The organism is Streptoverticillium reticulum (assembly GCF_047456005.1).
GTDB lineage: Bacteria > Actinomycetota > Actinomycetes > Streptomycetales > Streptomycetaceae > Streptomyces > Streptomyces reticulum.
The window spans coordinates 5,824,146-5,847,520 of record NZ_CP179755.1; the positions used below are offsets into that span (position 1 = coordinate 5,824,146).

28 protein-coding genes are annotated in these 23,375 nt (G+C 70.7%); 11 read left to right on the forward strand and 17 right to left on the reverse strand.

What is annotated here, in order from left to right; translation table 11 throughout:
- Positions 1-196: 196 nt before the first annotated feature.
- Positions 197-439 carry a hypothetical protein gene (locus ACMATS_RS26780; protein ID WP_414169330.1) on the reverse strand — a complete coding sequence of 81 codons (243 nt, stop codon included), beginning with the start codon at positions 437-439 and terminating at the stop codon, positions 197-199.
- A 161-nt stretch (positions 440-600) separates the two neighbouring features.
- Here ACMATS_RS26780 and ACMATS_RS26785 point away from each other — a divergent pair, with 161 nt between their 5' ends.
- On the forward strand, positions 601-1,362 hold the full coding sequence (locus tag ACMATS_RS26785) for a DUF6585 family protein (protein ID WP_414169331.1): 762 nt from the start codon (positions 601-603) through the stop codon (positions 1,360-1,362).
- Here ACMATS_RS26785 and ACMATS_RS26790 read toward each other — a convergent pair.
- The 3 genes from ACMATS_RS26790 to ACMATS_RS26800 all read right to left on the reverse strand — a co-directional run bounded on the left by ACMATS_RS26790 (position 1,283) and on the right by ACMATS_RS26800 (position 3,365).
- Positions 1,283-1,750, reverse strand: coding sequence for a tautomerase family protein (locus ACMATS_RS26790; RefSeq protein ID WP_414169332.1), 468 nt, complete (start codon positions 1,748-1,750; stop codon positions 1,283-1,285). The two genes, ACMATS_RS26785 and ACMATS_RS26790, sit on opposite strands and share 80 nt — an antisense overlap.
- 72 nt (positions 1,751-1,822) lie before the next feature.
- On the reverse strand, positions 1,823-2,455 hold the full coding sequence (locus ACMATS_RS26795) for an RraA family protein (protein WP_414169333.1): 633 nt from the start codon (positions 2,453-2,455) through the stop codon (positions 1,823-1,825).
- Between the two features lie 94 nt (positions 2,456-2,549).
- Complete coding sequence (locus tag ACMATS_RS26800; protein WP_390777879.1) at positions 2,550-3,365, reverse strand: class I SAM-dependent methyltransferase; 816 nt, start codon at positions 3,363-3,365, stop codon at positions 2,550-2,552.
- A gap of 386 nt (positions 3,366-3,751) precedes the next feature.
- Between ACMATS_RS26800 and ACMATS_RS26805 the strand changes: the two genes are divergently transcribed.
- Entirely contained in the window at positions 3,752-4,198 is a 447-nt protein-coding gene (locus ACMATS_RS26805; protein ID WP_390777878.1) for a hypothetical protein, read from the forward strand.
- A 74-nt stretch (positions 4,199-4,272) separates the two neighbouring features.
- On the opposite strand, the gene ACMATS_RS26810 is transcribed toward ACMATS_RS26805, so the two are convergent.
- Entirely contained in the window at positions 4,273-4,476 is a 204-nt protein-coding gene (locus tag ACMATS_RS26810; protein WP_414169334.1) for an AMP-binding enzyme, read from the reverse strand.
- Here ACMATS_RS26810 and ACMATS_RS26815 point away from each other — a divergent pair.
- Complete coding sequence (locus ACMATS_RS26815) at positions 4,462-4,734, forward strand: DUF6585 family protein (RefSeq protein ID WP_414169335.1); 273 nt, start codon at positions 4,462-4,464, stop codon at positions 4,732-4,734. The two genes, ACMATS_RS26810 and ACMATS_RS26815, sit on opposite strands and share 15 nt — an antisense overlap.
- A gap of 97 nt (positions 4,735-4,831) precedes the next feature.
- Positions 4,832-5,623 (forward strand): hypothetical protein, encoded by a 792-nt coding sequence (locus tag ACMATS_RS26820; RefSeq protein ID WP_414169336.1) that lies wholly within the window; start codon positions 4,832-4,834, stop codon positions 5,621-5,623.
- Positions 5,624-5,661: 38 nt separating this feature from the next.
- Here the strand turns inward: ACMATS_RS26820 and ACMATS_RS26825 are convergent, their stop codons facing one another.
- Both ACMATS_RS26825 and ACMATS_RS26830 read right to left on the reverse strand, forming a co-directional pair.
- Positions 5,662-5,859, reverse strand: coding sequence for a hypothetical protein (locus tag ACMATS_RS26825; protein WP_414169337.1), 198 nt, complete (start codon positions 5,857-5,859; stop codon positions 5,662-5,664).
- Positions 5,856-6,365, reverse strand: coding sequence for a hypothetical protein (locus ACMATS_RS26830; RefSeq protein ID WP_390777873.1), 510 nt, complete (start codon positions 6,363-6,365; stop codon positions 5,856-5,858). The genes ACMATS_RS26825 and ACMATS_RS26830 overlap by 4 nt, the downstream gene beginning before the upstream one ends.
- A 188-nt stretch (positions 6,366-6,553) precedes the next feature.
- Here ACMATS_RS26830 and ACMATS_RS26835 point away from each other — a divergent pair, with 188 nt between their 5' ends.
- Entirely contained in the window at positions 6,554-7,828 is a 1,275-nt protein-coding gene (locus ACMATS_RS26835) for a transcriptional regulator (RefSeq protein WP_414169338.1), read from the forward strand.
- On the opposite strand, the gene ACMATS_RS26840 is transcribed toward ACMATS_RS26835, so the two are convergent.
- The 3 genes from ACMATS_RS26840 to ACMATS_RS26850 form a co-directional block, all read right to left on the reverse strand.
- Entirely contained in the window at positions 7,809-8,480 is a 672-nt protein-coding gene (locus tag ACMATS_RS26840; RefSeq protein WP_414169339.1) for an HAD family hydrolase, read from the reverse strand. The genes ACMATS_RS26835 and ACMATS_RS26840 overlap by 20 nt on opposite strands.
- A gap of 161 nt (positions 8,481-8,641) precedes the next feature.
- Positions 8,642-9,100 carry a class I SAM-dependent methyltransferase gene (locus tag ACMATS_RS26845; RefSeq protein ID WP_414169340.1) on the reverse strand — a complete coding sequence of 153 codons (459 nt, stop codon included), beginning with the start codon at positions 9,098-9,100 and terminating at the stop codon, positions 8,642-8,644.
- Between the two features lie 32 nt (positions 9,101-9,132).
- Positions 9,133-9,807, reverse strand: a complete 675-nt coding sequence (locus ACMATS_RS26850; protein ID WP_414169341.1) for a VC0807 family protein — start codon at positions 9,805-9,807, stop codon at positions 9,133-9,135.
- A gap of 122 nt (positions 9,808-9,929) precedes the next feature.
- Here ACMATS_RS26850 and ACMATS_RS26855 point away from each other — a divergent pair, with 122 nt between their 5' ends.
- On the forward strand, positions 9,930-10,607 hold the full coding sequence (locus tag ACMATS_RS26855; protein ID WP_414169342.1) for a rhomboid family intramembrane serine protease: 678 nt from the start codon (positions 9,930-9,932) through the stop codon (positions 10,605-10,607).
- Positions 10,608-10,625: 18 nt separating this feature from the next.
- Here ACMATS_RS26855 and ACMATS_RS26860 read toward each other — a convergent pair whose 3' ends face one another.
- Positions 10,626-12,182, reverse strand: a complete 1,557-nt coding sequence (locus tag ACMATS_RS26860) for an AMP-binding protein (RefSeq protein ID WP_414169343.1) — start codon at positions 12,180-12,182, stop codon at positions 10,626-10,628.
- Between the two features lie 130 nt (positions 12,183-12,312).
- Positions 12,313-13,284 carry a LysR family transcriptional regulator gene (locus ACMATS_RS26865; protein ID WP_391155832.1) on the reverse strand — a complete coding sequence of 324 codons (972 nt, stop codon included), beginning with the start codon at positions 13,282-13,284 and terminating at the stop codon, positions 12,313-12,315.
- A gap of 228 nt (positions 13,285-13,512) precedes the next feature.
- Between ACMATS_RS26865 and snpA the strand changes: the two genes are divergently transcribed.
- Positions 13,513-14,187: a snapalysin gene (gene snpA, locus ACMATS_RS26870; RefSeq protein ID WP_390777865.1), complete on the forward strand. Its 675-nt coding sequence runs from the start codon at positions 13,513-13,515 to the stop codon at positions 14,185-14,187.
- A gap of 116 nt (positions 14,188-14,303) precedes the next feature.
- Here the strand turns inward: snpA and ACMATS_RS26875 are convergent, their stop codons facing one another.
- Positions 14,304-14,942, reverse strand: coding sequence for a DedA family protein (locus tag ACMATS_RS26875; protein ID WP_390777864.1), 639 nt, complete (start codon positions 14,940-14,942; stop codon positions 14,304-14,306).
- A 202-nt stretch (positions 14,943-15,144) separates the two neighbouring features.
- On the reverse strand, positions 15,145-15,648 hold the full coding sequence (locus ACMATS_RS26880) for a DoxX family protein (protein WP_390777863.1): 504 nt from the start codon (positions 15,646-15,648) through the stop codon (positions 15,145-15,147).
- 140 nt (positions 15,649-15,788) lie between these two features.
- Between ACMATS_RS26880 and ACMATS_RS26885 the strand changes: the two genes are divergently transcribed.
- Both ACMATS_RS26885 and ACMATS_RS26890 read left to right on the forward strand, forming a co-directional pair.
- Positions 15,789-16,571, forward strand: a complete 783-nt coding sequence (locus ACMATS_RS26885) for an ABC transporter permease (RefSeq protein WP_414169344.1) — start codon at positions 15,789-15,791, stop codon at positions 16,569-16,571.
- 219 nt (positions 16,572-16,790) lie between these two features.
- The gene (locus ACMATS_RS26890; protein ID WP_390777861.1) at positions 16,791-17,372 is read left to right on the forward strand and encodes a TMEM165/GDT1 family protein; all 582 of its coding nucleotides are present in this window, start codon (positions 16,791-16,793) and stop codon (positions 17,370-17,372) included.
- 224 nt (positions 17,373-17,596) lie between these two features.
- On the opposite strand, the gene ACMATS_RS26895 is transcribed toward ACMATS_RS26890, so the two are convergent.
- Positions 17,597-18,250, reverse strand: coding sequence for an HAD-IA family hydrolase (locus ACMATS_RS26895; protein ID WP_414169345.1), 654 nt, complete (start codon positions 18,248-18,250; stop codon positions 17,597-17,599).
- Between the two features lie 252 nt (positions 18,251-18,502).
- On the opposite strand from ACMATS_RS26895, the gene ACMATS_RS26900 reads away from it, so the two are divergent.
- Positions 18,503-20,590 carry a DHA2 family efflux MFS transporter permease subunit gene (locus tag ACMATS_RS26900; protein ID WP_390777859.1) on the forward strand — a complete coding sequence of 696 codons (2,088 nt, stop codon included), beginning with the start codon at positions 18,503-18,505 and terminating at the stop codon, positions 20,588-20,590.
- Between the two features lie 2 nt (positions 20,591-20,592).
- Here ACMATS_RS26900 and ACMATS_RS26905 read toward each other — a convergent pair whose 3' ends face one another.
- The gene (locus ACMATS_RS26905) at positions 20,593-21,111 is read right to left on the reverse strand and encodes a GNAT family N-acetyltransferase (RefSeq protein WP_414169346.1); all 519 of its coding nucleotides are present in this window, start codon (positions 21,109-21,111) and stop codon (positions 20,593-20,595) included.
- 53 nt (positions 21,112-21,164) lie between these two features.
- On the opposite strand from ACMATS_RS26905, the gene ACMATS_RS26910 reads away from it, so the two are divergent.
- A complete protein-coding gene (locus ACMATS_RS26910; RefSeq protein ID WP_414169347.1) occupies positions 21,165-22,112 on the forward strand; it encodes an aldo/keto reductase in 948 nt (315 codons plus the stop codon).
- Here the strand turns inward: ACMATS_RS26910 and ACMATS_RS26915 are convergent.
- A complete protein-coding gene (locus ACMATS_RS26915; protein WP_414169348.1) occupies positions 22,060-23,112 on the reverse strand; it encodes a winged helix-turn-helix domain-containing protein in 1,053 nt (350 codons plus the stop codon). The two genes, ACMATS_RS26910 and ACMATS_RS26915, sit on opposite strands and share 53 nt — an antisense overlap.
- Between the last annotated feature and the right edge of the window lie 263 nt (positions 23,113-23,375).

The window sequence follows — 23,375 nt, forward strand, 5'->3', positions numbered from 1 at the left end:
TCAAAGTCGAGTCGCTCGGCGACCTTTGACCAGCTCAGACTCGCTTGACACCGTGTCGCCGGCCTTGAGGATCCCTGGGCAGATCTGCGGATGGCCCCTGTGTTCGCGAGTCGTCGCCGAAGCATCGGGAGTCGCTCCAGCCTCTCCACGGGGGTGTTTCCTTAGCTCGTGACGGCAGTCCGTGCGGACGGCCGGCTCAGGGACGGCTCCGGCGTGAGCGGAACCAGACGATCAGGGCGACGACTCCGACAGGGGTGAAGACGGCGGCCTTGAGTGCGAACTTCGCGGTGATCCACTTCCCGAGGGTTCCCGACTGTCCCCATTCCGTGAACCAGGCCACGTACGTCAGCAGCCCGCACATCGCCAGCAGGCCCACCAGTGACAGCGCGGTGAGTGCCGGATTCCGCTTCAGTTTCTCGACGTTGGTCCTCTCGTTCATGTGATCGACTATAGGTGCCGGTCCGTCAGTGACGGTGCTGCGATTCATGGCCATTTCATCGACGACTGTCACTCTGCGCTCAAACTTTGGTCGGCGCAGGCCAGTTGGCGCCCATGGGGAACATCGCCCGCTGCGCAGAGGTACGGGGGACCACGGGGGACATGGACGCACTCGCACGGGACATCCATGAGCCGGCGGTACGAGAAGGGCTGGGAGGGCACCAGGCCGTCTATCCGTCGATCGCCCCGGCGCAGCGCCGGCATCTGGGCCGGGTCAAGGTCGTGACCGTGGTCCTCGCGGCCCTGGCCGTGATCTGTGTGGCGACCGGCTGTCCCGGTCTGCTGTTCCTCCTGGGCGCCCCGCTCGTGGTGTGCCTGATTGCGCTCGCGCGTTACGGCCGCGCGGCCGACCGCAACGAAGGTTCGCGGCTGGACCTGTACGAGCGGGGATTCACGAGCGCCCACCGAGGGCACGTCCGGGCGGTCCGTTACGCCGATACCGACGTGCTGCAGGACAACATCCGGCACACGTACCACGGCATGACCACCAAGATCAGTTACGCGTACACGGTGACCGACACCACCGGCGAGCGCGTCACCCTGCGCGGCGGCTTCGCCGACCCCCAGGAGTGGGGACCGGCCATTCAACGGGCCGTGACAGTCGCCCGTTTCCCCCAGGCGCTCGCCCGGCTCGATGCCGGGCAACGGCTCGACTTCGGCCCGCTGTGGATGACGGCCGCGGAGATCGGCTCCGGCGGCAAGTCGGTTCCGTGGCAGCAGGTCGAGGAGATCGCGGTGCAGGACGGCTACGTGAAGGTGCGCGTCGCCGGCCGCTGGAACAGCCTCACGATGACGCCCGTACGCCGGATCCCGAACCTCTTCGTATTCCGCGCCCTCGCGGACCGGTATTGCCAACAGGCCTAGGCTGACGAGGGCGGAACCCGAGCTGGCTCACGCCGTTGTAGCCGTAGCTCTCCGGATGCATTTCGTACAGGGCGACGCCCGCAACAGGAGGCAGCAACCCGAGTGTGCTGCGCAGGAGTTCGTACGTCTCACTGATGAAGCGGGCCTTTTCGGCCGCGCTGTTGGTGCCTGCCGTGATACTGACCTCGACATGCGCCCCCGTGACGCCGTCGACGGGCACACCCCCTACGTAGTAGCGCTCGGCCGGCACGAGGTTGACGTGGACGGTCGTCCGGTCGAGTGGTTTGTTCAGGGCGGTGACCGCCAGATCCGTCAGGCCCTTGGCGAGGGACTCCTGGGTGGCGCGGTCCAGTTCGGGGTTGCTGATCGTGGCGCGTATGAAAGGCATGCGGGAAACCTCTCGTGATCGGGCGTGGGGCGTCCGGCGAACGCGGTCCTCTTCAGGCCTCTTCAGGCCCCTTCAGTCCTCGAAGCCGTTCGCGCGCAGGATGTCGTCGATACGGGTGCGGTGCGCCGCCTCCCACATGTCGAGGGATTCGGCCGACTCCTTGGCCAACTTCGCCCGGGCGTCCGCGAGCACCTGCTCCCGGCGGGCGTGGGGGACGACCGCGACGCCTTCCTCGTCGGCCACCACGACGTCCCCGGCGTGCACCTGCACCCCGCCGCACCGCACCGGCACGTTGAACGGCTCCACGGCCGCCTTCGTGCCCGGGATCGGGATGACACCCCTGGCGAAGACGGGGAAGCCCATCGCCCGTACCTCCGCGAGGTCGCGGATGACCCCGTCGGCCACGAAGGCCGCGATCCCCCGGCGCTGCGCGACGGCGCAGACGTTGCCCCCGGCCAGTGCGTAGTCCATGTCCCCGGACTCGACGACGATCACCGAGCCGGGCTCCGCGCGGTGGATGGCCGCGTGCAGCATGAGGTTGTCGCCGGGAGGGCACCGCACGGTGAACGCCGGGCCGGCGACGCGCGGCGTCGACGGCCACAACGGGCGGATGCCGGTGTCCATGACCTGCCCGCGGCCGAGGAGGTCGGCGAGGGTGGTCGTGGGGGTGTCCTCGAAGCCGGTGGGCCCGGTGGCGTCGTTCATGTGTTTCCTTCCGGTGCCCGCGCAACGTACCAACCGGCTCGGCCCTTTCCCAGGTCGGTCCGGGCATTTGAACAGCTGCACCGTGCCGTCGGCGCTACGGGCCCGTGCGTGCCAGGAACAGGCGCGTCGTCGTCTCCAAGCGGACCGTGTCGCCGTGTGCTGCTACCAGCGGCTCCACCTCCGCGAACAGCGCCTCCCGCTTCCCGCCCGGCATGATGCGGTAGGCGGAGTGGGAGGACAACAGGTCCATGAAACCGGCGGTGGAGCGCTCGTGCACGGACGTGTAGGTCCGTTGCTCCAGGTCCTCGAAGCCGCCGTCGGCCGCCAGTTCCTGGCGGACCCAGGAGGCGGGGCCGCCCGTGCGGGAGCCGACGAATTCGTCCGGGAACGTCTCCGCGAAGTGCCGGTCGTGGGCGGCGACCAGCCCGCCCCGGAGGGCGGCGTCCACCACGTGCCAGTCGCTCCAGAACAGGGCGATCGCCCCGCCGGGGCACAACAGCGCCTCACGCGCGCGTGCCCAGCGCACCTCGGGGTCGATCCAGTGCCAGGCCTGCGCGGCGTACAGGAGGCCGTAGCGGCGGTCCGGGTGCCAGGTCTCGAACTCGCCGACCGTCACCGTCACCGTGGCCTCCGGCAGGTCCGCGCACTTGCGCGACAGCAGCTCCGCCATCCGCGGGTCGGGCTCGATGCACGTCAGCGGCACGCCGCGGGCGGCGAAGGCGAGCGCCGCCTTGCCGGTCCCGGCGCCGATCTCCAGCGCGGGAGCCCCTTGCGGGCCGGCGAACGCCAGGACGTCGTCGAACAGTTGGTCCGGGTACGGGAGGCGCGCAGCGTCGTACATCTCGGCGACCTCGCCGAAACTGCGGCTGCGGCGCCGCTGCTCGCTCTGCGGTGTCGACTCCTCGGTCATGAGGGCACCTTAGATGCCCCGTAAGGGGCGCGGGGAACTGCGCGATCAGCCACGATGCGCCCGCAGCCGAGGTTCTCGGAGCTGTGCCCCGGACCCCTGGGGTGGTGCGTCGGCTGCAGGCCGTCGGTGGCTGATCGCGCCCGCGCGGCGGAGCCGCATATGTCACAGCCCCGCGCCCCTTACGGGGCGCCGTGGTGACGCACTTACACCAGCGTGAGCGAATGCGCACCCCCGCGCACCCGATTCGCACTTGCGGACGAGCAGTCCGCGCCGTATCGGACTTGGCGGCATCCGGCCCTTCTCCGCGCCGGGCACAGCCGTGATGGTGGTGCGTGGGCCGGCGGTGTCCCGCCGCCGGCGGAACCGAGTGAGAGGAAGTCGCGCGCATGCCTCCCATCCCGGTAAAGCCCGGTGTCTACCGGATCCACGCCCACATCATCGGGCCCGGCGCCCAGGTGACGGCCACGGAGCACGCCGTCAAGTACGGTGCGCCCATCATCGTCGACCGTGCCAACCCCGTCCCGATCGAGCAGGAGTGGGCCATCCAGCCGGCCGAGCCCGTGCCCGGCTCCCCGTACGTGATCAGCCTCGCCCTGCAGGACCGGGCCGGGCTCGTCATCGCGGAGGACAGGCTCTGGGTGAACAACGTTCCGCGTGAGGAATGGGCGAAGTTCACGTTCGAAACGGTTCTCGGCGGGGTCAAGATCCTGTCGGACAAGGGCCTCGCCCTGCGCGCGGGATACCGCGGCTCGCAGATCGAACTGGTGCCGCCCAAGCCCGAGTTCCAGGAGACCTGGACGCTCGAGTTCATCCGTCCCCTCGACGCGGAGTGAGCAAGTAGAGGGACCTCTGCCCGCCGGTCACCTGGACCGGCGGGCAGACGGTGTACGGAAGACCTCGCCAACCCTCAGGCGGAAGCCGCCACTTCCGCCTCCTGCCGTAGCCGCTTCTTGTCCGGCTTGCCCGCATCCGTCAGCGGCAGCGCCGCCGCGAAGACGATGCTCGCCGGTTCGTACATCGTGCCCCGCTCCTCGCGGACCATCTCGCGCAGCTGCTCCGCGTCGACGCCGCTGCCCGGCACCGGGACGACGACCGCGTGGACCTGCTCCATGCGGTCGTCGTCGCGGACGCCGAAGACCGCCTCGATGCCGGGCAACGGCTCGACTTCGGCCCGCTGTGCTTGACGGCCGCGGAGATCGGCTCGGGCGGTAAGTCGGTTCCGTGGCAGCAGGTCGAGGAGATCGCGGTGCGGGACGGCTACGTGAAGCTGCGCGTCGCCGGCCGTTGGAGCAGCCTCACGGTCACGCCGGTACGCCTGATCCCGAACTTCTTCGTCTTCCGCGCCCTCGCGGACCGGATCTGCGGCTGAGCGGACGCCCAACAGAGTTGTCATTCCCGCTAGTTTGCCTCACCTGAACCATGGGTGACCTACCGTGGGTCCCTCGCACAGCAGCAGGGGGGACGCAGTGAGCACGCCGCAACCGCCGCAGAGACCGCCGCGCCCGGATGAGGTCCTCGCCTTCCACAACGGCGACACGCTCGAGAACATCCCCGTCATCCGTGGTGACGATCCGCCTCAGCGCTTCCCTTGGAAGGCCGCGATGGCCGGGGGAGCGGTCGCGGTGGTCATCGGCGCGTGTGCGGCGCTGCTCGTACGTCAGCCGACGGGGAACGCCCGCGTCGCCGACGTCGAAGCACATCCCCAAGCCACGCGCACTGCTGACGGAGCCGGGCGGGCCAAGGCCGCTGACGGCTCCCCGCTCCCGACGCCGTTACCCGCGGCGAGCACAGCACCGTCGTGCCTTCACGTGACGTACAAGTTGCCCAGCGGTCCGGCCGGCTGCGAACCGAAGACTGCCGTCTGCACTCCAGGGGCACCGTGGCACGTCGTCGACATCGAGGGGTTGTGCGGCGGGCCCACACCCCTCCAAGCCATTCACGTCATCTCGGAGCCGGCCACCGGCGGAGACCCCGGCTCTCTCTACTGCCTGGCATGGACGGGCAGTGAGGACGGCAGCGGGAAGTACGCCACGCTCCTCATGAACGCACCGGGCTTTCAATGCGGGGCGAATCTGGTCGGTGCAGACGGGCAGGCGATTCAGGCGGGCGGTACGTCTGTGTTCTACAGCAGCGTCCCGGACTGCGCGGAGTCGTACCCGGACACGAGGATGACCTACCCGGCCGTGCTGGACTTCCCCAGCGATGGCGGTGAACGGCCCCCTACGTACGTGTGCGTTGTGACGCACGCGGGGGCCTGAGCGGGGGAACGGTGTGAGGCCGAGGGGCCGCTTCGCAGTCAGGGTTCGCAAGAAGGGGTGCGGCTCCGCGATGTCGGGCGGCCGTCGGTTGCAGAGCCGTGGAGCGGCACGAGTTCGTCTCTCGTCATGCAGCCGGCACAGGCGTAGATCTTTCTGGCCACGTGGTCACCCTCGACGATGTCGATCGCCGTGGCCCGGGTGTCCGTCTTCTTGCACCAGGCGCAGTGCTTGGTCATCCCGTCGGGCTCCGGCGGTCGCTGGCCTTGCCGACGAGCTCGCGGATGCTCGCCGGGGCGCACAGCATGAGGTCGTCTTCCGGCGCGGGCAGGAGCCAGTACGCCCCTGGTGGTTCCCGGCGTGTGGGTACGGGCACGCCGAGGTAGTTGACGGGGTGCTCGATGCCGATGCACTGGGTGCCCGGCGTCGCCCAGTCCCGGAAGGTGCCCGGCGGAACGAGCAGGCTGTACCGGGTCTGCGTGCGGGAGGCGATGACGGCGCTGGTGATGCCGGTCGTACGGAAGTGGTTCTCGATCGCGTCCCGGTCCCTGATGCCGTGGATGCCTCGTTCCACGATTCCGGAGGGGAGCTGGACGACGTCGAAGTGCAGGCCGACCTTGAGCGTGGCGGTCATGCCCCTCGCCCACGACTCGCGGGCATCGCTCGGGCGCAGTTCCCGCGAGACGAGCCAGAGGGCTGGCCCGTAGGAAAGTGTGGGGTCTGCGGAACTGTTCGGGTAAGTCATGGGGCATGGCTCCTCAGCGTGTAATGCGGGATGGCTGCACAGTGTTCCGTTGCCGAGCGCCACGCACGAGGACTTCGAACGGTCGCCAAGAGGACCTGAAGAGGACCCAGTTGAGCCCCTGAGGGTGATGGTGTGTCGTATCGAGGACGTGGCGAGAGATATCGGTGACGATGCTCCGGGAGGTAGCCATGTCGCGACCCGCAGGAAACATCCGCCTCAAGGCTGCGCGCCTCGCAGCCGGATATCGATCGCAGCAAGCCTTGTGTGACGCCATCACCCGCCAAGCCGACGCAATGGGGTTGCGCGGCGTCGCAGTGAGCGTCAGACAGGTACGCCGATGGGAATCGCCGGCACCGCCTTGGCCGCAGCCGGAAGTGGCCCAGGTTCTGACTCGCTTGCTCGGGCAGACGTTGGAGGGGCTCGGCTTCACGCCGCCGTGGGGGACAGCAACTGCACAGCCGGGCCGTGCGCAACAGCGTCTCACTGCTGGGTCCGGCTTCCCCACGGAATTGGCAGCTGTACCCGTCGAGAACGTTGCGGTGGAGCAACCCGCAAGCGTAGGCCTGGATTTCGAGGCCGTGACTCAGGCGCACCGCCACCTCTACTGGAGCGTGGCCCCAGCAACCCTTTACCCGGCCGTACTTGCCCATGCAGGGCTCGGGTGTGCACTGCTGCCCCAGACCAGGCAGGGCTGCCGCCGCGGGGTGGCTGTGGCGCTCGCGGAGTCGTTCCTGTTGGCTGGACGGATCGAGTTCTTCGACATGCGGCAGCCGGAGAGGGCACAAGACACCTTTCTCCGGGCGTTGCAGGCAGCAGGCGAGGCCGATGACGCACTGATGGGCAGCGCGATCCTGGCCCATGCTGCCTTCATCCCGGGATGGTCACGCAGACGTGAGGACGCGGTCGAACGGCTCACGGCGGCACGGACGTATGCCCGGCGCGGTCGTGCATCGGGGCTTTTCCTGGCATGGCTCGATGCCGTCGAGGCCGAGTGTGAAACGCTGTGCGGAGCCCCCCGAACTGCTCTCCACCTCATCGGCCACGCAGAGGACATGCTCCGGGCAGGGGGTGACCACCCCACACCTGTGTGGCTGGACTGGTTCAGCGAGACCCGGCTCGCCGCCTTCAAGGGCAACACTCAGCTGAAGGCAGGGCACTTACCACAAGCCAGGCAGACCCTCCAGCAGGTCCTCGAGGACCTGCCCCCGGAATCCGCCAAGCAGCGCAGGGTGATTCTCGCCGACATCGCTGCGGTCGAGGCCGCTGTCGGCCGCCCGGAGGAAGCATGCCGGTACGCGGCACTCGCGCTGGATCAGCTTTCCCTCACCTGGTATGCCACGGGCATGGATCGTGTGAGGGAAGCGCGGCGGGCCCTGGCAGCATGGCGGCACGAGCGGTGTGTCCGCGAGCTGGACGATCACCTGTACCAGTGGGGTACGACTGTCAGTGCTCTGCAGCGTTGAACTTGGCGATGCTCTCCGGGAGATCCGCCAGTGTGCCGAGCCGTAGATCCGGCAGGCTCCGGGCTTCCTCGGTCCGCCACTGGATGGTGGCCCACGGGCCGCGGTGAACCAGGGCGGTGCGCATGCCGGCCGCGATCGCGGGTTTGATGTCGTTGTCCAAACGATCGCCGACATAGAGGATTTCGCGCGGTTCGAAGGGGACGGCCTTGCCCACCCGGATGAAGAACTCGGGATCCGGTTTCGAGGCACCCCAGTCGTCGCTGGTGCCGATGAGGTCGACGTCCTCGCTGAAGAGCTCGCGCAGAAGCCCGCCTGCCCTGACGGTCTGGTTGCCGGCGATGCCGAGCCATAGACCGGCCTGGCGGAGGGCGGTGAATGTGGGCCGTACATCCGGGTAGAGGTCGTCCTCGCCGAACCACTCCGGCTGCCCGGCAGCGGCCCTGGCTGCGCGCTGCTCGTACAGATCGAAGCCGGGACGGAACACTTGGAAGGTCTCGCGGTAGTCCCGGCCCTGTGCGATCACGGCGCCGAACATTGCGGCGAACGTGTGTCTCGGGATGCCGAGCCAGTCGGCCCAGGTGCCGTACTCGCGTGTCTCGTCAACCAGGCACTCGCCTACATCGAACACCACTGCTTTGATCACGCTCGGCATCGTAGCGGCCAGAGGAGCGTCGAGTGTGCGAGGAGTTGAGCAGGGCCGGCCACCAGTAGTGGCTCGCCGAGTCGCGGTGGGGCGGGGTGTGCGTCACCTTCTCCGCAACCCGAGCGGGACAGCCGCGAATTAGCTGCCCTGCTCGGCTTGCACGGTCACGGTCATTGGTTTGCAGGTCGACCTCGGACGAGGGTGGAGATGCGGAACGGGTGGCCTGCGGGATCCAGCAAGACCAAGGCAGTCGAGGGCCAGTGCCAGGCCTGCCCGGAGAACAGCAGGCCGTAGCGGTGGTCCGGTTGCCGGGTCTCGAATTCGCCGGTCTCCACGGTCACGCCGGGCAGCCCGGCGCACGTGCGCGACAGCACCCCGGCCATGCGCTGGTCCGGCTCGATGCACGTCATCGTGAGCCCGTGCACGGCGAACGCGCGCGTGGCCTTGCCGGTGCCGGCGCCGACCTCCAGTGCGGGGGCTTCCCGCAGGTCGGCGAACTCCACGACGCCGGCGACCAGTTGGTCGGGGTAGTCGGGGCGCGCGGCGTCGTATGCCTCGGCCACCTCGCCGAAGCTGCGTCGCCGCGCGCTCTGCGGGCCGGCAGGCGCGCGGGTCGGGTCCTCCGTCATGAGGGCACCCTAGGGGGTGTCCGATGGGTGACTCAGGTGGTCGCCGGCTCGGGAGCGGTCGCCGCGGCGGTCTTGGGCCGGGAGCGGCGCGCGTACGTGATCGTCCAGAAGATCAGCACGCCGGTGACGGCATACGAGAGTACCGAGTTCACCGTCACCATCGCGGACGTGCTGAGGACATAGGACAGGGCAACGCGCAATACCGCCTCGGCGATGTAGGCCAGGCCCCAGCCGATGGTGAGGTTCCGCTGTACGCGGCGGAATCCCTCGTACTGCCACAGGCCGTTCCACCAGGCGACGGCGGCCGTCGTGCCGTCGGTGGCGAATTTGCGGCCGAAGTAGAACATCATCGGGCGCGGGGCGGCCAGTGAGGCCAGGCAGGCGAGCCCGAAGATCCCGGTGACGAGCGAGTCCTTGACCAGGATCAGCCGGGCCGACTGCGGACCGGCCAGCGTGACCGCGATGGTCAGTGCCATGAACACCAGGCTGATCACGGCGAATTCGTCGACCCGGCGATGCCAGGCCAGATAGACGGCGATGTCCGCCACCGGCCAGGCGGCGGAGGCGAGAAGTGCGGTGACCTCGTCGTATCCGGCCGAGGCCAGTTGGTTGTACGTCATGATCGGCGCAACGATGTTGAAGGCGATGGTCAGCGCCCAGCCGATTGCTGCAGTTCTGCCCTTGCGGGCAGGCGCCTGCTCCGACATGGAATTCCCCCGATGATCTTGAACGAGTGTCGGCTGGACAATAGCCAATTTCGGCCCGGCGTATGCAGCCGGTGCTCCGGGCGGGATGGGCCGTGGCGCGGCGGCGGCTCTAAAATGCGCAGGTGAATGCAGAGAAGACGGCAGAGCAGATGGTCGCGGAGGCGCGGAAGGCGTTCTTCGTGATGTTCGCCTTCCTGGCCGTCGTATGGCTGGTCCAGCTCGCCAACTGGGGCGAGGACTATGCCCTTTCCCGCCACTTCGGGCTGGTCTCCGGTGACGTCGGGCGGCTGCCCGACGTGCTCGCCGCGCCGTTCCTGCACTGGAGCTGGGCCCACATCGAGAGCAACTCCGGGCCGCTGTTCGTTTTCGGCTTCCTCGCCGCCTACCGCGGCGTGGCCCGCTTCCTCGGGCTGACCCTGCTGGTCGCCGTGGTCAGCGGGCTGACGGTCTGGTTCCTGGAGGGCGCGAACGTCGCGACTGTCGGTGCCAGCGGGCTCGTCTTCGGGTACTTCGGGTACGTCGTCGTCCGCGGCCTCTTCGACCGGCACCTGATCGACACGCTCGTCGGCATCGTCATGGCCGCGTCCTTCGCCTACCTGCTTACCGTGGCCGTGCCCGGGACGCCGGGCGTCAGCTGGCTGGGGCACCTCGGCGGGCTCGTCGGCGGGGTGGCCGGGGCGTGGCTCTTCCGTGACCGCAGTCGAAGGAGTGATCCCGGCCGCCGCCCCGGCGGGGCGGCGGCCGAGGGACATCCCCGTGCCGGCCTCCACAAGGAGCTCGGCGACCTGGGGCTGTTGTAAGCCCGGTTCTGTAACGCCTCAGGCCGACACGGCCTGTTCGGTCTCCCGGCGCAGCTGCTTCTTGTCCGGCTTGCCCGCATCCGTCAGCGGCAGCGCCGCCGCGAAGACGATGCTCGCCGGCACGTACATCGCGCCCCGGTCCTCGCGGACCATCTCGCGCAGCTGCTCCGCGTCGACGCCGCTGCCCGGCACCGGGACGACGACCGCGTGGACCTGCTCCATGCGGTCGGCGTCGCGGACGCCGAAGACCGCGCTCTGGAGCACCTCCGGGTGGGAGTTGAGGACGTCCTCGAGCTCGCTGGTGTACACGTGGCCGCCGACCACGACGATCATGTCCTTGAGACGGTCGACGACGGTGATGTAGCCCTCGTCGTCGACGAAGCCGATGTCACCGGTGTGCAGCCAGCCGTCCCGCAGCACCTCGGCGGTCAGCTCCGGCTGCTTCCAGTAGCCCTGCATCAGTCGTTCCGAGCGGATGCATATCTCACCGTGCTCGCCGACGGGCAGGTCGCGGCCGCTCTCGTCGCGGATCGCGATCTCGACGCCCTCCAGCGGCCTGCCCGCGGAGCGCAGGCGCTGCAGGTGGCGCGGGTGGTCGAGGTCGTGGTCCTCGGGGGTGAGGATGCTGATGCCGCCGGCCTCGTTCTGCCCGTAGAACTGCAGGAGTACGGGGCCGAAGCGGCGCACCGCGTCCGCGATGCGGGCCGGGGAGGACTGGCAGCCGCCGTAGGCGATGCAGCGCAGGCTGGAGGTGTCGGTGCGGGCCGCGTCCGGGTGGTCCATCAGCTGGTACAGCAGCGGCGGCAGCAGGAAGAGGTCCGTGATGCGCTCGCGCCCGATGGCGGCGAGGACGGCCGCGGGGTCGAAGTCCTCCAGCAGGACGACGACGCCGCCCTCGCGCAGGGTGGCGTCGGCCATGTGCCCGGCGGCGTGGGCCAGGGTGGTGCAGACGAGCAGGCGGACCTCGGAGTCGTGCTCCATCGCCCGGAACGGGTTCTGCCCGAACGTGCTGCAGATGCCCTTGGGGTGGCCGGTCGTGCCGCCGGTGTGCCGGATGGTGCACACGTCGCCGGGCTGCGCCTGGTTGGGGAACGGCTCGGCGGATTCGCCGGCGGCCAGTTCCAGCAGGTCGGTGCCCACGTCCGAAGGGCCGAGAACGAGCACGGACTTCACCGGGGCCAGGTCCGTGACCTCGGCGGCCCGTGCGGCCAGGCGCGGGTCGACGATCAGCGTGTGCGTCTCGACGTCGCGGACGATGGTGGCCTGGACGTCGGCGGACAGCTTGTTGTAGAGGTGGTTGACCTTGCAGCCGAGCAGATTGGCCGCGTAGCGGGCGGCGATGATCTCGGGCAGGTTGCCGCTCAGCAGGGTGACCGTGTGCCCGCGCTGCAGCCCCTGGGCCCGGAGGGCTCGGGTCATGCGGTAGACGAGGTCGCGGATCTCGCCCGAGGTGACGCGCCGGTCCCCGTGGATCAGGGCCTCGCGGCCGGGGTCGGAGCCGAGGGCGTCCAGATTCTCCTCGACGTAGGTGCGGAAGGCCGGCGAGGTGTCCCCGCCGGTGCTCGTGCTGGGCATTGCGGATCCTCCAGTGAGGTTGCTCTAGGCAACCAGACTGTCGCGATTGTTTCGGCTTGGGCAACTCCGGTGCGTAACTTGTCGTGAAACCTCCGGAAACTCGTCGGAAATGCAATGCCTCCGCCCTCGGTCACCGGCCCGTCGGCAGCGGGAGCAGACCGCCTCCCTGCTCCCGCAGCCATAAGCGATACGTCTCATTCCGCTCTGCTGCCGCCGCATACGCCTCCATCAGATCGCCGAACAGCGCGTCCAGTTCGCGCAGCGGTAACGCGCCCGGCCGCGACGCCAGCGACAGCTGTGCCGTCAACGGGTCGCCGAGCAGCGGGCGGACGACCGTCCCGGCCTCCGGTGCCGCCGTCGGCTGGCAGCAGCGCACCGCCTCGCCGGAGGCGACCAGTTCGGCCGCCGTCGTGGTGTCGCGGACGTGCAGGATGCGGGGGTCCAGGCCCGCGGCCGTGAACGCGCGGCGCAGTGCCGTCGCCTCCTGGTCGGCCGCCGGGTCGGTGATCCAGGCGTCACCGGCGAGTTCGCCCAGCGGCACCACCGGGCGCGCGGCCGCCGGGTGTCCGGCGGACAGGGCGACGAAGCGCGGCTCGCAGGCGATGAGCACGCGGCGTTCGACCCCGGCCGGGACGTGCAGCGGGAAGCCCGTCGTCTCGTGGACGAACGCGACGTCGAGCTGGTTCGTCGCCAGCAGCTGCAGCAGGACGGAGGAGGAGACGTCGATGTGGATCGTCGTGTCCGTCTCCGGCAGCCGTCGGTGGATGCGGTGCAGCCAGCCCGTCACCGCGCGGCTGCCGATGCTGCCGATGCGCAGCCGCACGCCGCCGATGCCGAGTGCCGCGTCCCTGGCCGCGGTGACCAGGGCGCTCATCTCGGCGACGATGGGGCGGGCGCGGGCGAGGACGGAGTGGCCCAGGGGAGTGGGGCGGCTGCCGGTCCGTTCGCGGGTGAACAGCAGCCCGCCGACGGAGCCTTCGATGCGGCGGAGCTGCGTGGTGAGGGAGGGCTGGGTCATGCCCAGCTGCAGGGCGGCCTTGCGGACGCTGCCGGTGTCGGCGATGGCGCAAAGTGCACGGAGGTGCCTGACCTCAAGCTCCACGCAGGGAGCATAACTTCGCCTCGTACGTCACACCAGACACATGACAGAGATGGTCCGACTACGGAGCGCGAAGGATAGGTGATTGGGCCGCGCTATGCCCAATTGGCATCATCCTCACCAGCGTTAACACGTCACAGACTCAAGGGGAACAAGCGTTCACCCGTTGAACTCCGGCCGTCGGCCCACCCGATGCGGCCCGGGGTTCTCGGCACGAATGGAGTCCCCCACATGAACCGCTCCACCGCAGTGCTGTCCGCCGCCCTCGGGCTGGGCCTGGCAGCCGCCATGACCGCCGTGCCCGCCTCGGCGGCGACCACGGCGCACCCGGCGAAGCAGACCGGGTCCACGGAGTCCTCGCGGGCCGCCTACGTCGGCTCGGCCCGCGAACAGGCCGACACCAAGGCGTTCTTCGAGGCCGTGCTGAAGTCCGCGAAGGCGAAGCAGGCCGCGTCGCCCGGCCTGCGCACCGTGACGGTCACCTACGACCCGAGCCAGGCGCCGAGCTTCCAGAACGAGATAGCCAACGCGGCCCAGATCTGGAACAGTTCCGTCCGCAACGTCCAGCTGAGAGCGGGCGGCAACGCCGACTTCAGCTACTACGAGGGCAACGACTCCCGCGGCTCCTACGCCAGCACGGACGGCCACGGCCGCGGGTACGTCTTCCTGGACTACCAGCAGAACCAGGAGTACGACTCGACGCGCGTCACCACGCACGAGACCGGTCACGTCCTCGGCCTGCCGGACCACTACTCGGGCCCGTGCAGCGAGCTGATGTCCGGCGGCGGCCCCGGCCCGTCCTGCACGAACCCGTACCCGAACGCCGCCGAGCGCAGCCGCGTCAACCAGCTCTGGGCGAACGGGCTGAAGTCCCTGGACCGGGACGTGTTCGCCAAGGTCCGGTGAACCGACGGGTCTTGACGGTCGCTGACTGTCTCTGAACGTCCCTGAGTGCATACGGCAGCGGGCCGGCTCCGTCGATCGTCGATCGGAGCCGGCCCGCTGTCCGTTGTCCCACTGCCTCAGTGCGGCTGCGCTTCCGGTTCCTCGGGGCGCTTCATCAGGTACACCGCTCCCGCGCCCGCCGCGAACAGCGCGAGGACGGAGACCGCGGTGCCCAGCCAGGTCGCGCCGAGCCACAGGCCGCCGAAATAGCCCAGGCTGACGCTGTAGGCGGCCCAGGTCACACCCGCCAGCGCGGACCACGGCAGGAACTCGGCCACCCTGCGGTGCATCACGCCCGCGCCGAGGCTGACCACCGAGCGGCCGGCGGGCGCGAAGCGGGCCAGGACGACGAGCGGTCCGCCGCCGCGCAACAGGGCCGTGCCCAGCTTGGCCTGGGCGGCGGTCAGCCGGCGGGAGCGGGCGATGGCACGGTCGAAGCGGTCGCCGCCGCGCCAGGCGAGGCGGTAGGCGACCATGTCGCCGAGGACGGACGCGGTGGCCGCACAGGCGACGAGCGCGAACATGTTGGGGAAGCCGGTGTGTCCGTGAGCCGCGTCACCCACCGCGTCGGCGGCGGAGCCCGCGGCGGCGGTGGCGGCGGTGATCACCAGGACCCCGCTCGGCAGCACCGGCAGGAAGACGTCCAGGAGGACGGACAGCCCGACGATCACGTATATCCATGGGGTGTCGGCCAAGGCCCCCAACTGCTCCAGCACGTCCTGATCTCCCGGTACGGTCCCCCGCCGCGACGTCGCAGGGGAGCGGCAGGGGCGGCCTTCACAACCGTACAGCGTACGCCTGAAGTAAACGGGAGATGAGCACGGGGCGCGTGATGTTCTTCGCATCGCGCGCCTCAAGGTGCACATCGGTCGTGCGCATCAGATCAGTTGAGCGCACCGCGCCCCGGCCGGGGCGCGGTCAGGCGGAGTTGCGCGCGGAGCGGCCGAAGAAGCGGTCCAGGGAGAGCGCGCCGGGGCCGGTGAAGACCAGCAGCAGGAAGGCCCAGCAGAACATCGCGGACGCCTCGCCGCCGTTCTGGATCGGCCACAGGGCCACCTTCTGGTGCACGTTGAAGTACGCGTAGGCCATGGAGCCGGAGGCGATCAGCGCCGCGGTGCGGGTGCCGGTGCCGAGCAGCACGAGGATGCCGGCCACGAGCTGGATGGCGGCCGCGTACCAGCCGGGCCAGGTGCCCGTGGGGATGGTGCCGCCGTGGGTGCCGGCCGCGCCGCCCAGGATGCCGAAGAGCGAGGCGGCGCCGTGGGTGGCGAAGAGCAGGCCGACGACGATGCGGAACAGCGACAGGACGTACGGGCGGGCCGCGTCCAGGCGTCCGGCGAGCGGGCCGGGCGCGGGGGCGGCGGCGCGAGCGGTGGCCGCCGGGGTCGTGGGGGAGGCCGTGGGGGTCGGCGTGGGAGGCATGCGTGGGGCTCCTTGTGTGACGGGGACGGGAAACAAAGGAGTAGTTCAGGTTAGGGCTCCCTAATAGTACTTGCAAGTTCAAGTTCTTGATTTTCCGTGCCGTGACGAACCCTTTACGCAGGGCTCCGTAGGGTGGCCGGGTGCTCGCCGCCGCAGCGCTGCTGCCCGTCAACACCACCCTCGGCGTGTTCCTCGCCGTCCTGCTCGTCGCGACCGTCGCCGTCGCCGCGGCCGCGCACCTCGCCGACGGGCACGAGCGCCCCTACGCCCGGGCCGTCGCCCTGGCCGGGCTGCGCGCAGCCGTCCAACTGGCCGCCGTCTCCGCCCTGATCGGGTGGGTGGTGCACGCGGTGCCGCTGCTGCTGGGCTTCGTGCTCCTGATGTTCGCCGTCGCGGTGCGCACGGCCGGGCGGCGCATCACCGACGACCGCACCTGGTGGTGGGCCGCGCTGCCGATCGCCGCCGGGGTCCTGCCCGTGGTGGCCGCGCTGCTGCTGACCGGGCTCGTCCCCCTCAAGGGCGTGGCCCTGATCCCGATCACGGGCATCCTCATCGGCGGCGGCATGACGGCGACCGTGCTGGCCGGGCGGCGGGCCCTCGACGAACTGCGCACCCGGCACGGCGAGGTGGAGGCGGCCTTGGCGCTCGGCCTGCTCGACCGGGACGCCCGGCTGGAGATCGCCCGCCCCGTGGCGTCCGACGCGCTGCTGCCCGGGCTGGACCAGACCCGCACTGTGGGGCTGGTCACCCTCCCCGGCGCTTTCGTGGGCATGCTGCTGGGCGGCGCCTCACCGTTGCTGGCCGGGGCGGTGCAGCTGTTCGTGCTGGTCGCGCTGATGGCGGTGCAGGTGGTGGCGGTCGCGGTCACGCTGGAGCTGGTGGCTCGCGGGCTGCTGCGCCGGGTGCCGCGTCACGTACCCTGAGAGGAGCAGAAGGGGAGTAGCTCTTCGCCGGACCGTCGACATACTGCCGAGCCTCGTGCCCGGCCGGCGCCCGGAGGCCGGAACGCTTGCGCTTGCAGGCCCGGCCAGCGAGACCTTCGGCAGCAGTGTCCATACGCGACGCTGCCGTGCCGAAGCGACCCCTGAACTCGTCGGTGCGGTACGACAGCGTCACCTCTCCGACTTGAGGAAACCGCTCCTGTGTTCAGCTTCACCGTCGCCGCGCTGGTCTTCGGCGTGATCTTCCTGGCCGAGCTCCCCGACAAGACCGCCCTGGCGTCCCTGATGCTCGGTACGCGCTACCGGGCCTCGTACGTCTTCGCCGGCGTCGCGGCCGCCTTCGCCGTGCACGTCGCACTCGCCATCGCGGCGGGCAGCCTGCTGACGCTGCTGCCGCAGCGGCTGCTCCAGGGCGTGGTCGGGGTGGCCTTCCTGGTGGGCGCCGCCATGCTGCTGCTGAAGAAGGACGACGACGAAGAGGAGATCAAGAAGCCTGCGGACCAGTCCTTCTGGAAGGTGTCCGGGGCGGGCTTCATGCTGATCCTGGTCGCGGAGTTCGGCGACCTCACGCAGATCATGACCGCGAACCTGGCCGCGCGCTACAACGACCCGGTGTCGGTGGGCGTGGGCGCGACCCTGGGCCTGTGGGCGGTCGCCGGCGCGGGCATCGTGGGCGGCAAGGCCCTGATGCGCCGCGTACCGCTGGCCCTGATCACGAAGGTGGCGGCACTGGTGATGCTGGCGCTGGCGGGGTTCAGTCTGTACGAGGCGGCACTGGGGTAAGGGGGCAGTGCGTCGGCTGCGGGCTCGTCGTGGCCGGTCGCGCAGTTCCCCGCGCCCCTTTGGGGCGCGATCACCAGCCCCGTAAGGGGCGCGGGGAACTGCGCGACCAGCCGAGAACGACCCGCAGCGGGAAAAGGATCCCCGCCCGCCCGCTCGGACGACCCCGAACCCCCGGAAGGGATCCGCTGTGCGCGGGCCGCCGAGCGGGCGGGCGGAAGCCTGAGTCAGCCGACCGTCAGCACGATCCCGCCGTCCGCCCCCGCGGACACGCGGACCCGTGTGAGGTCGTCCACGGCCACATCCGGCGCGAGCGCGGCAGCGCGAGGGCCGACCCCCACAACCCGCATACCGGCGGCGCGCCCCGCCGCGATCCCGGCCTCCGAGTCCTCGAAGACCACGCAGTCCGCGGGCGCGAAGCCCAGCTCCGCGGCCCCCTTGAGGAAGCCCTCGGGATCCGGCTTGCTGGCGCTCACCGACTCCGCCGTGACGCGCACGTCCGGCATCGGCAGGTCCGCCGCCCCCATGCGCGCCCGCGCCAGACCGCTGTCCGCGGACGTGACCAGGGCGTGCGGGAGGCCGGCCAGGGAGGCCATGAAGGCGGGCGCACCCGGCACCGGCACGACGCCGTCGACGTCGGCCGTCTCGGCCTCGAGCATGCGCCGGTTGTCGGCGTGGTTGAGCTCCATGGGGCGGTCCGGCAGCAGGACGGCCATGGTCGCGTAGCCCTGGCGGCCGTGGACGACCTTCATGACCTCGTCCGCGTCCAGGCCGTGTTCCCCGGCCCAGCGGCGCCAGCAGCGCTCGACGACGGCGTCGGAGTTGACGATGGTCCCGTCCATGTCCAGCAGCAGTGCGCGGGCGGTGAGCGTGATGGTCATCCGAGGACTCCAGAGCGCGGGAGAAAGACAAGCGGCCCCGTCCACCGGTCAGGGAGTGCGGGCGGGGCCACTTTGTTTCTCAAAGATACAAAAACCACCGCCAAGAACGCCAATGCCCCTGGTCGCAGCGGCTGCGCGGGCCCCCTCCGGGTCCGCCCGAACGGGCGCCCCGGCAGGCCGTACGGGCACTTCCGGCTCACGATGGAGCTTGACGGAACCCCGACCCCGGCCGCACCACGGAGGGGAGTTCCCATGGCGCAGGACCGACCCGCACTCCCACCCGAATCCGCCCCCGGCCACGCCACGGCCGCCGCCCCCGCGCCCGGCGCGGGGCAGGACCAGCGCAGCGTGCGGGTCGCCATCGGCGCCCTGCTGCTGGGGATGCTGCTGGCGGCGCTCGACCAGACCATCGTCTCCACCGCCCTGCCCACGATCGTCAGCGACCTCGGCGGGCTGGAGCACCTGTCGTGGGTGGTCACGGCATATCTGCTCGCCTCCACCGCCGCGACCCCGCTGTGGGGCAAGCTCGGCGACCAGTACGGGCGCAAGAAGCTCTTCCAGACCGCCATCGTCATCTTCCTCGTCGGCTCCGCCCTGTGCGGGGCCGCGCAGAACATGCTGGAGCTGATCGGCTTCCGCGCCCTGCAGGGCCTGGGCGGCGGCGGGCTGATCGTGCTGTCGATGGCGATCGTCGGCGACATCGTGCCGCCCCGCGACCGCGGCCGCTACCAGGGCCTGTTCGGTGCGGTCTTCGGCGGTACGAGCGTGCTCGGACCGCTGCTCGGCGGGCTGTTCGTGGACCACCTCAGCTGGCGCTGGGTGTTCTACGTCAACCTGCCCGTCGGCGCCGTCGCGCTCGCCGTCATCGCCGCCGTGCTGCACATCCCCGTCCACCGCACCCCGCACCGCATCGACTACCTCGGCACCTTCCTCATCGCGTGCGTCGCCGTCTGCCTGGTGCTGATGACCTCGCTCGGCGGCACCACCTGGGCCTGGTCGTCCTGGCAGATCGTGTCCCTCGGCGTGCTCGGCCTGGCCCTGCTCGTCCCCTTCGTGCTCGTCGAGCGGCGCGCGGCCGAACCCGTCCTGCCGCTGGGCCTGTTCCGCAACCGCACCTTCACGCTCTGCTCGGTCATCGGCTTCATCGTCGGCTTCGCGATGTTCGGCTCGATGACCTACCTGCCGACCTTCCTGCAGGTCGTCCACGGCGTCTCGCCGACCCTGTCCGGCGTGCACATGCTGCCGATGGTGGCCGGCATGCTGATCGCCTCCACCGGCTCCGGCCAGATCGTCAGCCGCACCGGCCGCTACCGCGTCTTCCCCATCGCCGGCACCGGCGTGATGACGATCGGCCTGCTCCTGCTGCACCAGCTCGAACCCACCACCGGCACGGGCGAGATGAGCGTCTACTTCTTCGTCTTCGGCTTCGGGCTCGGCCTCGTCATGCAGGTGCTCGTGCTCGTCGTGCAGAACTCCGTCGGCTACGAGAACCTGGGCGTCGCCACCTCCGGCGCCACGTTCTTCCGCTCCATCGGCGCCTCGTTCGGCGTCTCGGTGTTCGGCACGATCTTCTCGAACAAGCTCGGGCCCAGGATCGCCGCGGCCCTCGCCGGGGCCGCCCTGCCGCCCGGCGTCACACCCGGCGCCCTGCAGGCCGATCCACGGGCCGTGGGCCGCCTGCCGGCCGCGGAGCGGGCGAGCGTCCTCGATGCCTACTCCCAGTCGATCACCGACGTCTTCGTCTACGCGGTGCCCGCCGCGCTGCTCGCCTTCGCCCTCGCCTGGTTCCTCCGGGAGGAGCCGCTGCGCACCGGCGTCACCGTGCCCGACGCCAGCGAGGTCGTCTCCAGCAACCCCGTCCAGCGCTCGTCGCGGGACGAGGCCGCCCGCATGCTCTCCCTGCTCGGCAGCCGCGAGGGCCGCAGACGCATCTACGAGAAGATCACCGAACGCGCCGGCCTCGACCTGCTGCCCGCCGCGAGCTGGATGCTGCTGCGCATCAACCGCTTCGGCTCCGCCGAGCCGTCGCTGCTCGCCGAGCGCGCGGGCATCCCCCTGCGGGTGGTCACCGAGGCCGGACGGCAGTTGGAGACGCGCGAGCTGGTGCGGCGCGACGGAGTGCTGTTCGTCCTCACGGAGGCGGGCAGGCAACAGGCCGAAGTGCTCTTCGAGGCGCGCGAGCAGTCACTGGCCGAACTGCTCGGCGACTGGTGGACGCCGGACCGGCCCACCGACCTCAACGTGCTCGTCCGTGAACTCAGCGCCGAGCTGTGCGGCTCCGACGAGGAACAGCCGCGCGACGGCGGCGAGGTCAAACGGGATCACGACGCGCGGCCATGAACTCAGCTCTGCTGATGGGCCAGTCGCTTGGCCATCCAGACCTCCGCGTACGCGCTGTCGTTGTAGGCAGGCGTCTCGCGGAAGCCCTGGCGCGCGTACAGCGCCCGCGCCTCCACCAGGTCCAGCCGGGTGTCCAGCACCAGCCGCTCCGCGCCCCACGAGCGGGCGACCTCCTCGGCCGCGGCCAGCAGGACGGGCCCGCCGCCCCGCCCGCGCTGCGCGGGCCGTATGAACATCCGCTTCACCTCGGCCGTCCGCGCGTCCAGCCGTCGCACCCCCACGCACCCGGCCGGCTCGCCGCTGTACCGGCCCACCAGGAACACACCGTGCGGCGGGACGAGATCGTTGCTGGGGTCCTCGGCCAGATGCCGCTCGATCTCCTCCGGAGTGCACCGCCGGCCGTGGTGCAGCAGGTACCAGCGGTCGGCCACGTCGACGAGGTACTCGCGCAGCAGCGCGGCCGATCCGGCGGAGCCGACGGGTCCCGGGGCGACGGTCCAGGAGGACGAAGTCGTGATCATGGCGAGGATCGTCGCACGGGACGCCGGCAGGGGCAGGAGGGAGGGGTGCGGGCATGAGAACCAGGACCTTCCCGCCCACCGGACGGCCGCTCGGCGCCGTCGGCCTGGGCTGCTCCGGGCTGAGCCCCTGGATGTACGCCCACTCCGGCCCCGACGACACCGAGGCCGCCGCCCTCCTGCACGCCGCGGTCGACCGCGGCGTCACCTGCCTCGACACCGCGGGCGTGTACGGCGAGGGCCACAACGAGACGCTGATCGGCCGCACCCTGTCCGCCCGCCGCCCCGAGGTGTTCCTGTCCACCAAGGCCGGCTTCGTCGTGGACGACCTGGCGGCCATGACCCTGCACCGCGACGGCAGACCGGCACAACTGCGCGCCGCCGTGGAGGCGAGCCTGCGCCGGCTGCGCACCGACGCCGTCGACCTCTGCTACCTCCACCGCATCGACCCGGACGTCCCGCTGGAGGACAGCTGGGGCGCCCTGGCCGCACTGGTCGCACAGGGCAAGATCGGCCACCTCGGCCTGTCGGACGTCCGGGTCCGCGACGCCGAACGGGCCCACCGCATCCACCCGGTGGCGGCGGTGCAGTCCGAACTCTCCCTGTGGGCACGGAAGTCGCAGCCCGTCGTCCGCTGGTGCGCCCGCAACGGCGCGGTGTTCGCCCCGTACGCGCCCCTGGGGCGCGGCTTCCTCACCGGCACGATCACCCCGCACACGGACTTCGCCCCCGGCGACGTCCGCGCCCGCCACCCCCGCTTCACGCGCCGCGCCCGCGCGGCCAACGAGCGCATCCTCACCGTCCTGCGCACGGTCGCGGCCCGCCACGCCGCCACCCCTGCCCAGATCGCCCTCGCCTGGACCCTCGCGCAGGGCCCGCACGTCATCCCCGTCCCCAGCACCACCCGGCTGCGCCACCTCCGAGACAACATCGGGGCCGCGGCCCTGGACCTCACCCCGCAGGACCTCGCCGAACTGGACGGGGCGCCGGTGGAGGGCTCGTGAACGGGCCCGTCGCGGCGGCGTCGAGCAGGCCGAGGCCGGCGGAGGTCGGCGTGTGCAGCATCGCACTGCGGTGCCGCACCGCGGCCGTGAGCCCAGCCGAGCGCAGGACGGAGGCGTGTTCGCTGGCGCTCGCCGGGGCGATGCCGGTGCGGGCGGCGAGCTGGGATGTGGTGGTGCCGGGGTGGGCGACGATCGCGCACAGCACGGCGGCGCGAGTACGGCCGAGGAGCGCGGACAGGGACGGGGGCGGTACGGCGCCGGGGGACCGGGGCGCGGCGGCGGGGTGCTCGCCGTGGCGGACCGGGTAGGTCAGCCAGTGCTGGGGCCGGGCGTCCTGCACGTTGCACGGATCCACTCCCACGACCGGTCTGTCGCCGTACAGCGTGGGGACCAACAGCAGCCCGCGGCCCCCGAGTCGGACCTCCAACTCGGTGAAGAAGGCGACCTCGAGCACGGGAGGGCGCCAGCGGATGCGGATCGGGTCGAGGCCCGCCAGCAGGCTCTCGACACCGCCCGTGGCCAAGTGCTGGATCCGCAGCGCCCGATCGGCGCTCGCCAGTGAGTCGATGCGCGGCCAGTCGGCGCCTTCGTCCCGGTCGTGGATGTGCGCCAGCATGTCGAAGTACTGCTGCAGGGGCTCCGGTCCCGTGTCGTGGCGGAGTACCCAGCGGTGCTGCTGGGTGAGGTCCGCCAAGTGCTTGCGGACCTGCGCGTGGGGTGTGGAGCACAGCTGCTCCAAGGCATCCCGGGGGTGCCCGCACTCCATGGGCGACAGCACGAACGCAGGGAAGCGCCCCTTCCAGGGATGCCTGTCGACGAGCCGCACGAGCGGGGCCGACAGCGGTTCGAACGGCTCGTATCGCCGGCTTCCACGGCGGCGGGCACGGGTCGGCTGCCACTTCGCCCAGGTCATCATGCCGAGTTCGACCAGGGGACGGGGCCCCTCGGCGAGGCGCGTGCGGGCGAGGTCGTCGGCCGTGAAGTGGATCCGTATGGCCACGGGTCGATTGTGGCCGTGTACGGGACATTCGGGCCACGCCGAATCAGGTCAACAGGGGCGGCCGGATCGGCAATTCTGGGGCTAGGGGGACGGCGCGGTGTTCCCCGCCTCTGACGGGGGTGGAGGCGGGGGACGCCGCCCTGTGGCCCGGTGCGGGCGGCTCCCGGAGCGGAGTTGACGCTTCCGGTGACGCAAACCTTCGGATTCCGCGGTGCGGGGTGATGGTTTGTGACACTGGAATGAGTTATTCCGCCGCGGGCGGG

Coding starts and splice junctions, on each gene's coding strand:
- ACMATS_RS26780 (WP_414169330.1), bottom strand. CDS start 439: ATGAACGAGAGGACCAACGTCGAGAAACTGAAGCGGAATCCGGCACTC.
- ACMATS_RS26785 (WP_414169331.1), top strand. CDS start 601: ATGGACGCACTCGCACGGGACATCCATGAGCCGGCGGTACGAGAAGGG.
- ACMATS_RS26790 (WP_414169332.1), bottom strand. CDS start 1,750: ATGCCTTTCATACGCGCCACGATCAGCAACCCCGAACTGGACCGCGCC.
- ACMATS_RS26795 (WP_414169333.1), bottom strand. CDS start 2,455: ATGAACGACGCCACCGGGCCCACCGGCTTCGAGGACACCCCCACGACC.
- ACMATS_RS26800 (WP_390777879.1), bottom strand. CDS start 3,365: ATGACCGAGGAGTCGACACCGCAGAGCGAGCAGCGGCGCCGCAGCCGC.
- ACMATS_RS26805 (WP_390777878.1), top strand. CDS start 3,752: ATGCCTCCCATCCCGGTAAAGCCCGGTGTCTACCGGATCCACGCCCAC.
- ACMATS_RS26810 (WP_414169334.1), bottom strand. CDS start 4,476: ATGGAGCAGGTCCACGCGGTCGTCGTCCCGGTGCCGGGCAGCGGCGTC.
- ACMATS_RS26825 (WP_414169337.1), bottom strand. CDS start 5,859: ATGACCAAGCACTGCGCCTGGTGCAAGAAGACGGACACCCGGGCCACG.
- ACMATS_RS26830 (WP_390777873.1), bottom strand. CDS start 6,365: ATGACTTACCCGAACAGTTCCGCAGACCCCACACTTTCCTACGGGCCA.
- ACMATS_RS26835 (WP_414169338.1), top strand. CDS start 6,554: ATGTCGCGACCCGCAGGAAACATCCGCCTCAAGGCTGCGCGCCTCGCA.
- ACMATS_RS26840 (WP_414169339.1), bottom strand. CDS start 8,480: ATGCCGAGCGTGATCAAAGCAGTGGTGTTCGATGTAGGCGAGTGCCTG.
- ACMATS_RS26845 (WP_414169340.1), bottom strand. CDS start 9,100: ATGACGGAGGACCCGACCCGCGCGCCTGCCGGCCCGCAGAGCGCGCGG.
- ACMATS_RS26850 (WP_414169341.1), bottom strand. CDS start 9,807: ATGTCGGAGCAGGCGCCTGCCCGCAAGGGCAGAACTGCAGCAATCGGC.
- ACMATS_RS26860 (WP_414169343.1), bottom strand. CDS start 12,182: ATGCCCAGCACGAGCACCGGCGGGGACACCTCGCCGGCCTTCCGCACC.
- snpA (WP_390777865.1), top strand. CDS start 13,513: ATGAACCGCTCCACCGCAGTGCTGTCCGCCGCCCTCGGGCTGGGCCTG.
- ACMATS_RS26880 (WP_390777863.1), bottom strand. CDS start 15,648: ATGCCTCCCACGCCGACCCCCACGGCCTCCCCCACGACCCCGGCGGCC.
- ACMATS_RS26895 (WP_414169345.1), bottom strand. CDS start 18,250: ATGACCATCACGCTCACCGCCCGCGCACTGCTGCTGGACATGGACGGG.
- ACMATS_RS26900 (WP_390777859.1), top strand. CDS start 18,503: ATGGCGCAGGACCGACCCGCACTCCCACCCGAATCCGCCCCCGGCCAC.
- ACMATS_RS26905 (WP_414169346.1), bottom strand. CDS start 21,111: ATGATCACGACTTCGTCCTCCTGGACCGTCGCCCCGGGACCCGTCGGC.
- ACMATS_RS26910 (WP_414169347.1), top strand. CDS start 21,165: ATGAGAACCAGGACCTTCCCGCCCACCGGACGGCCGCTCGGCGCCGTC.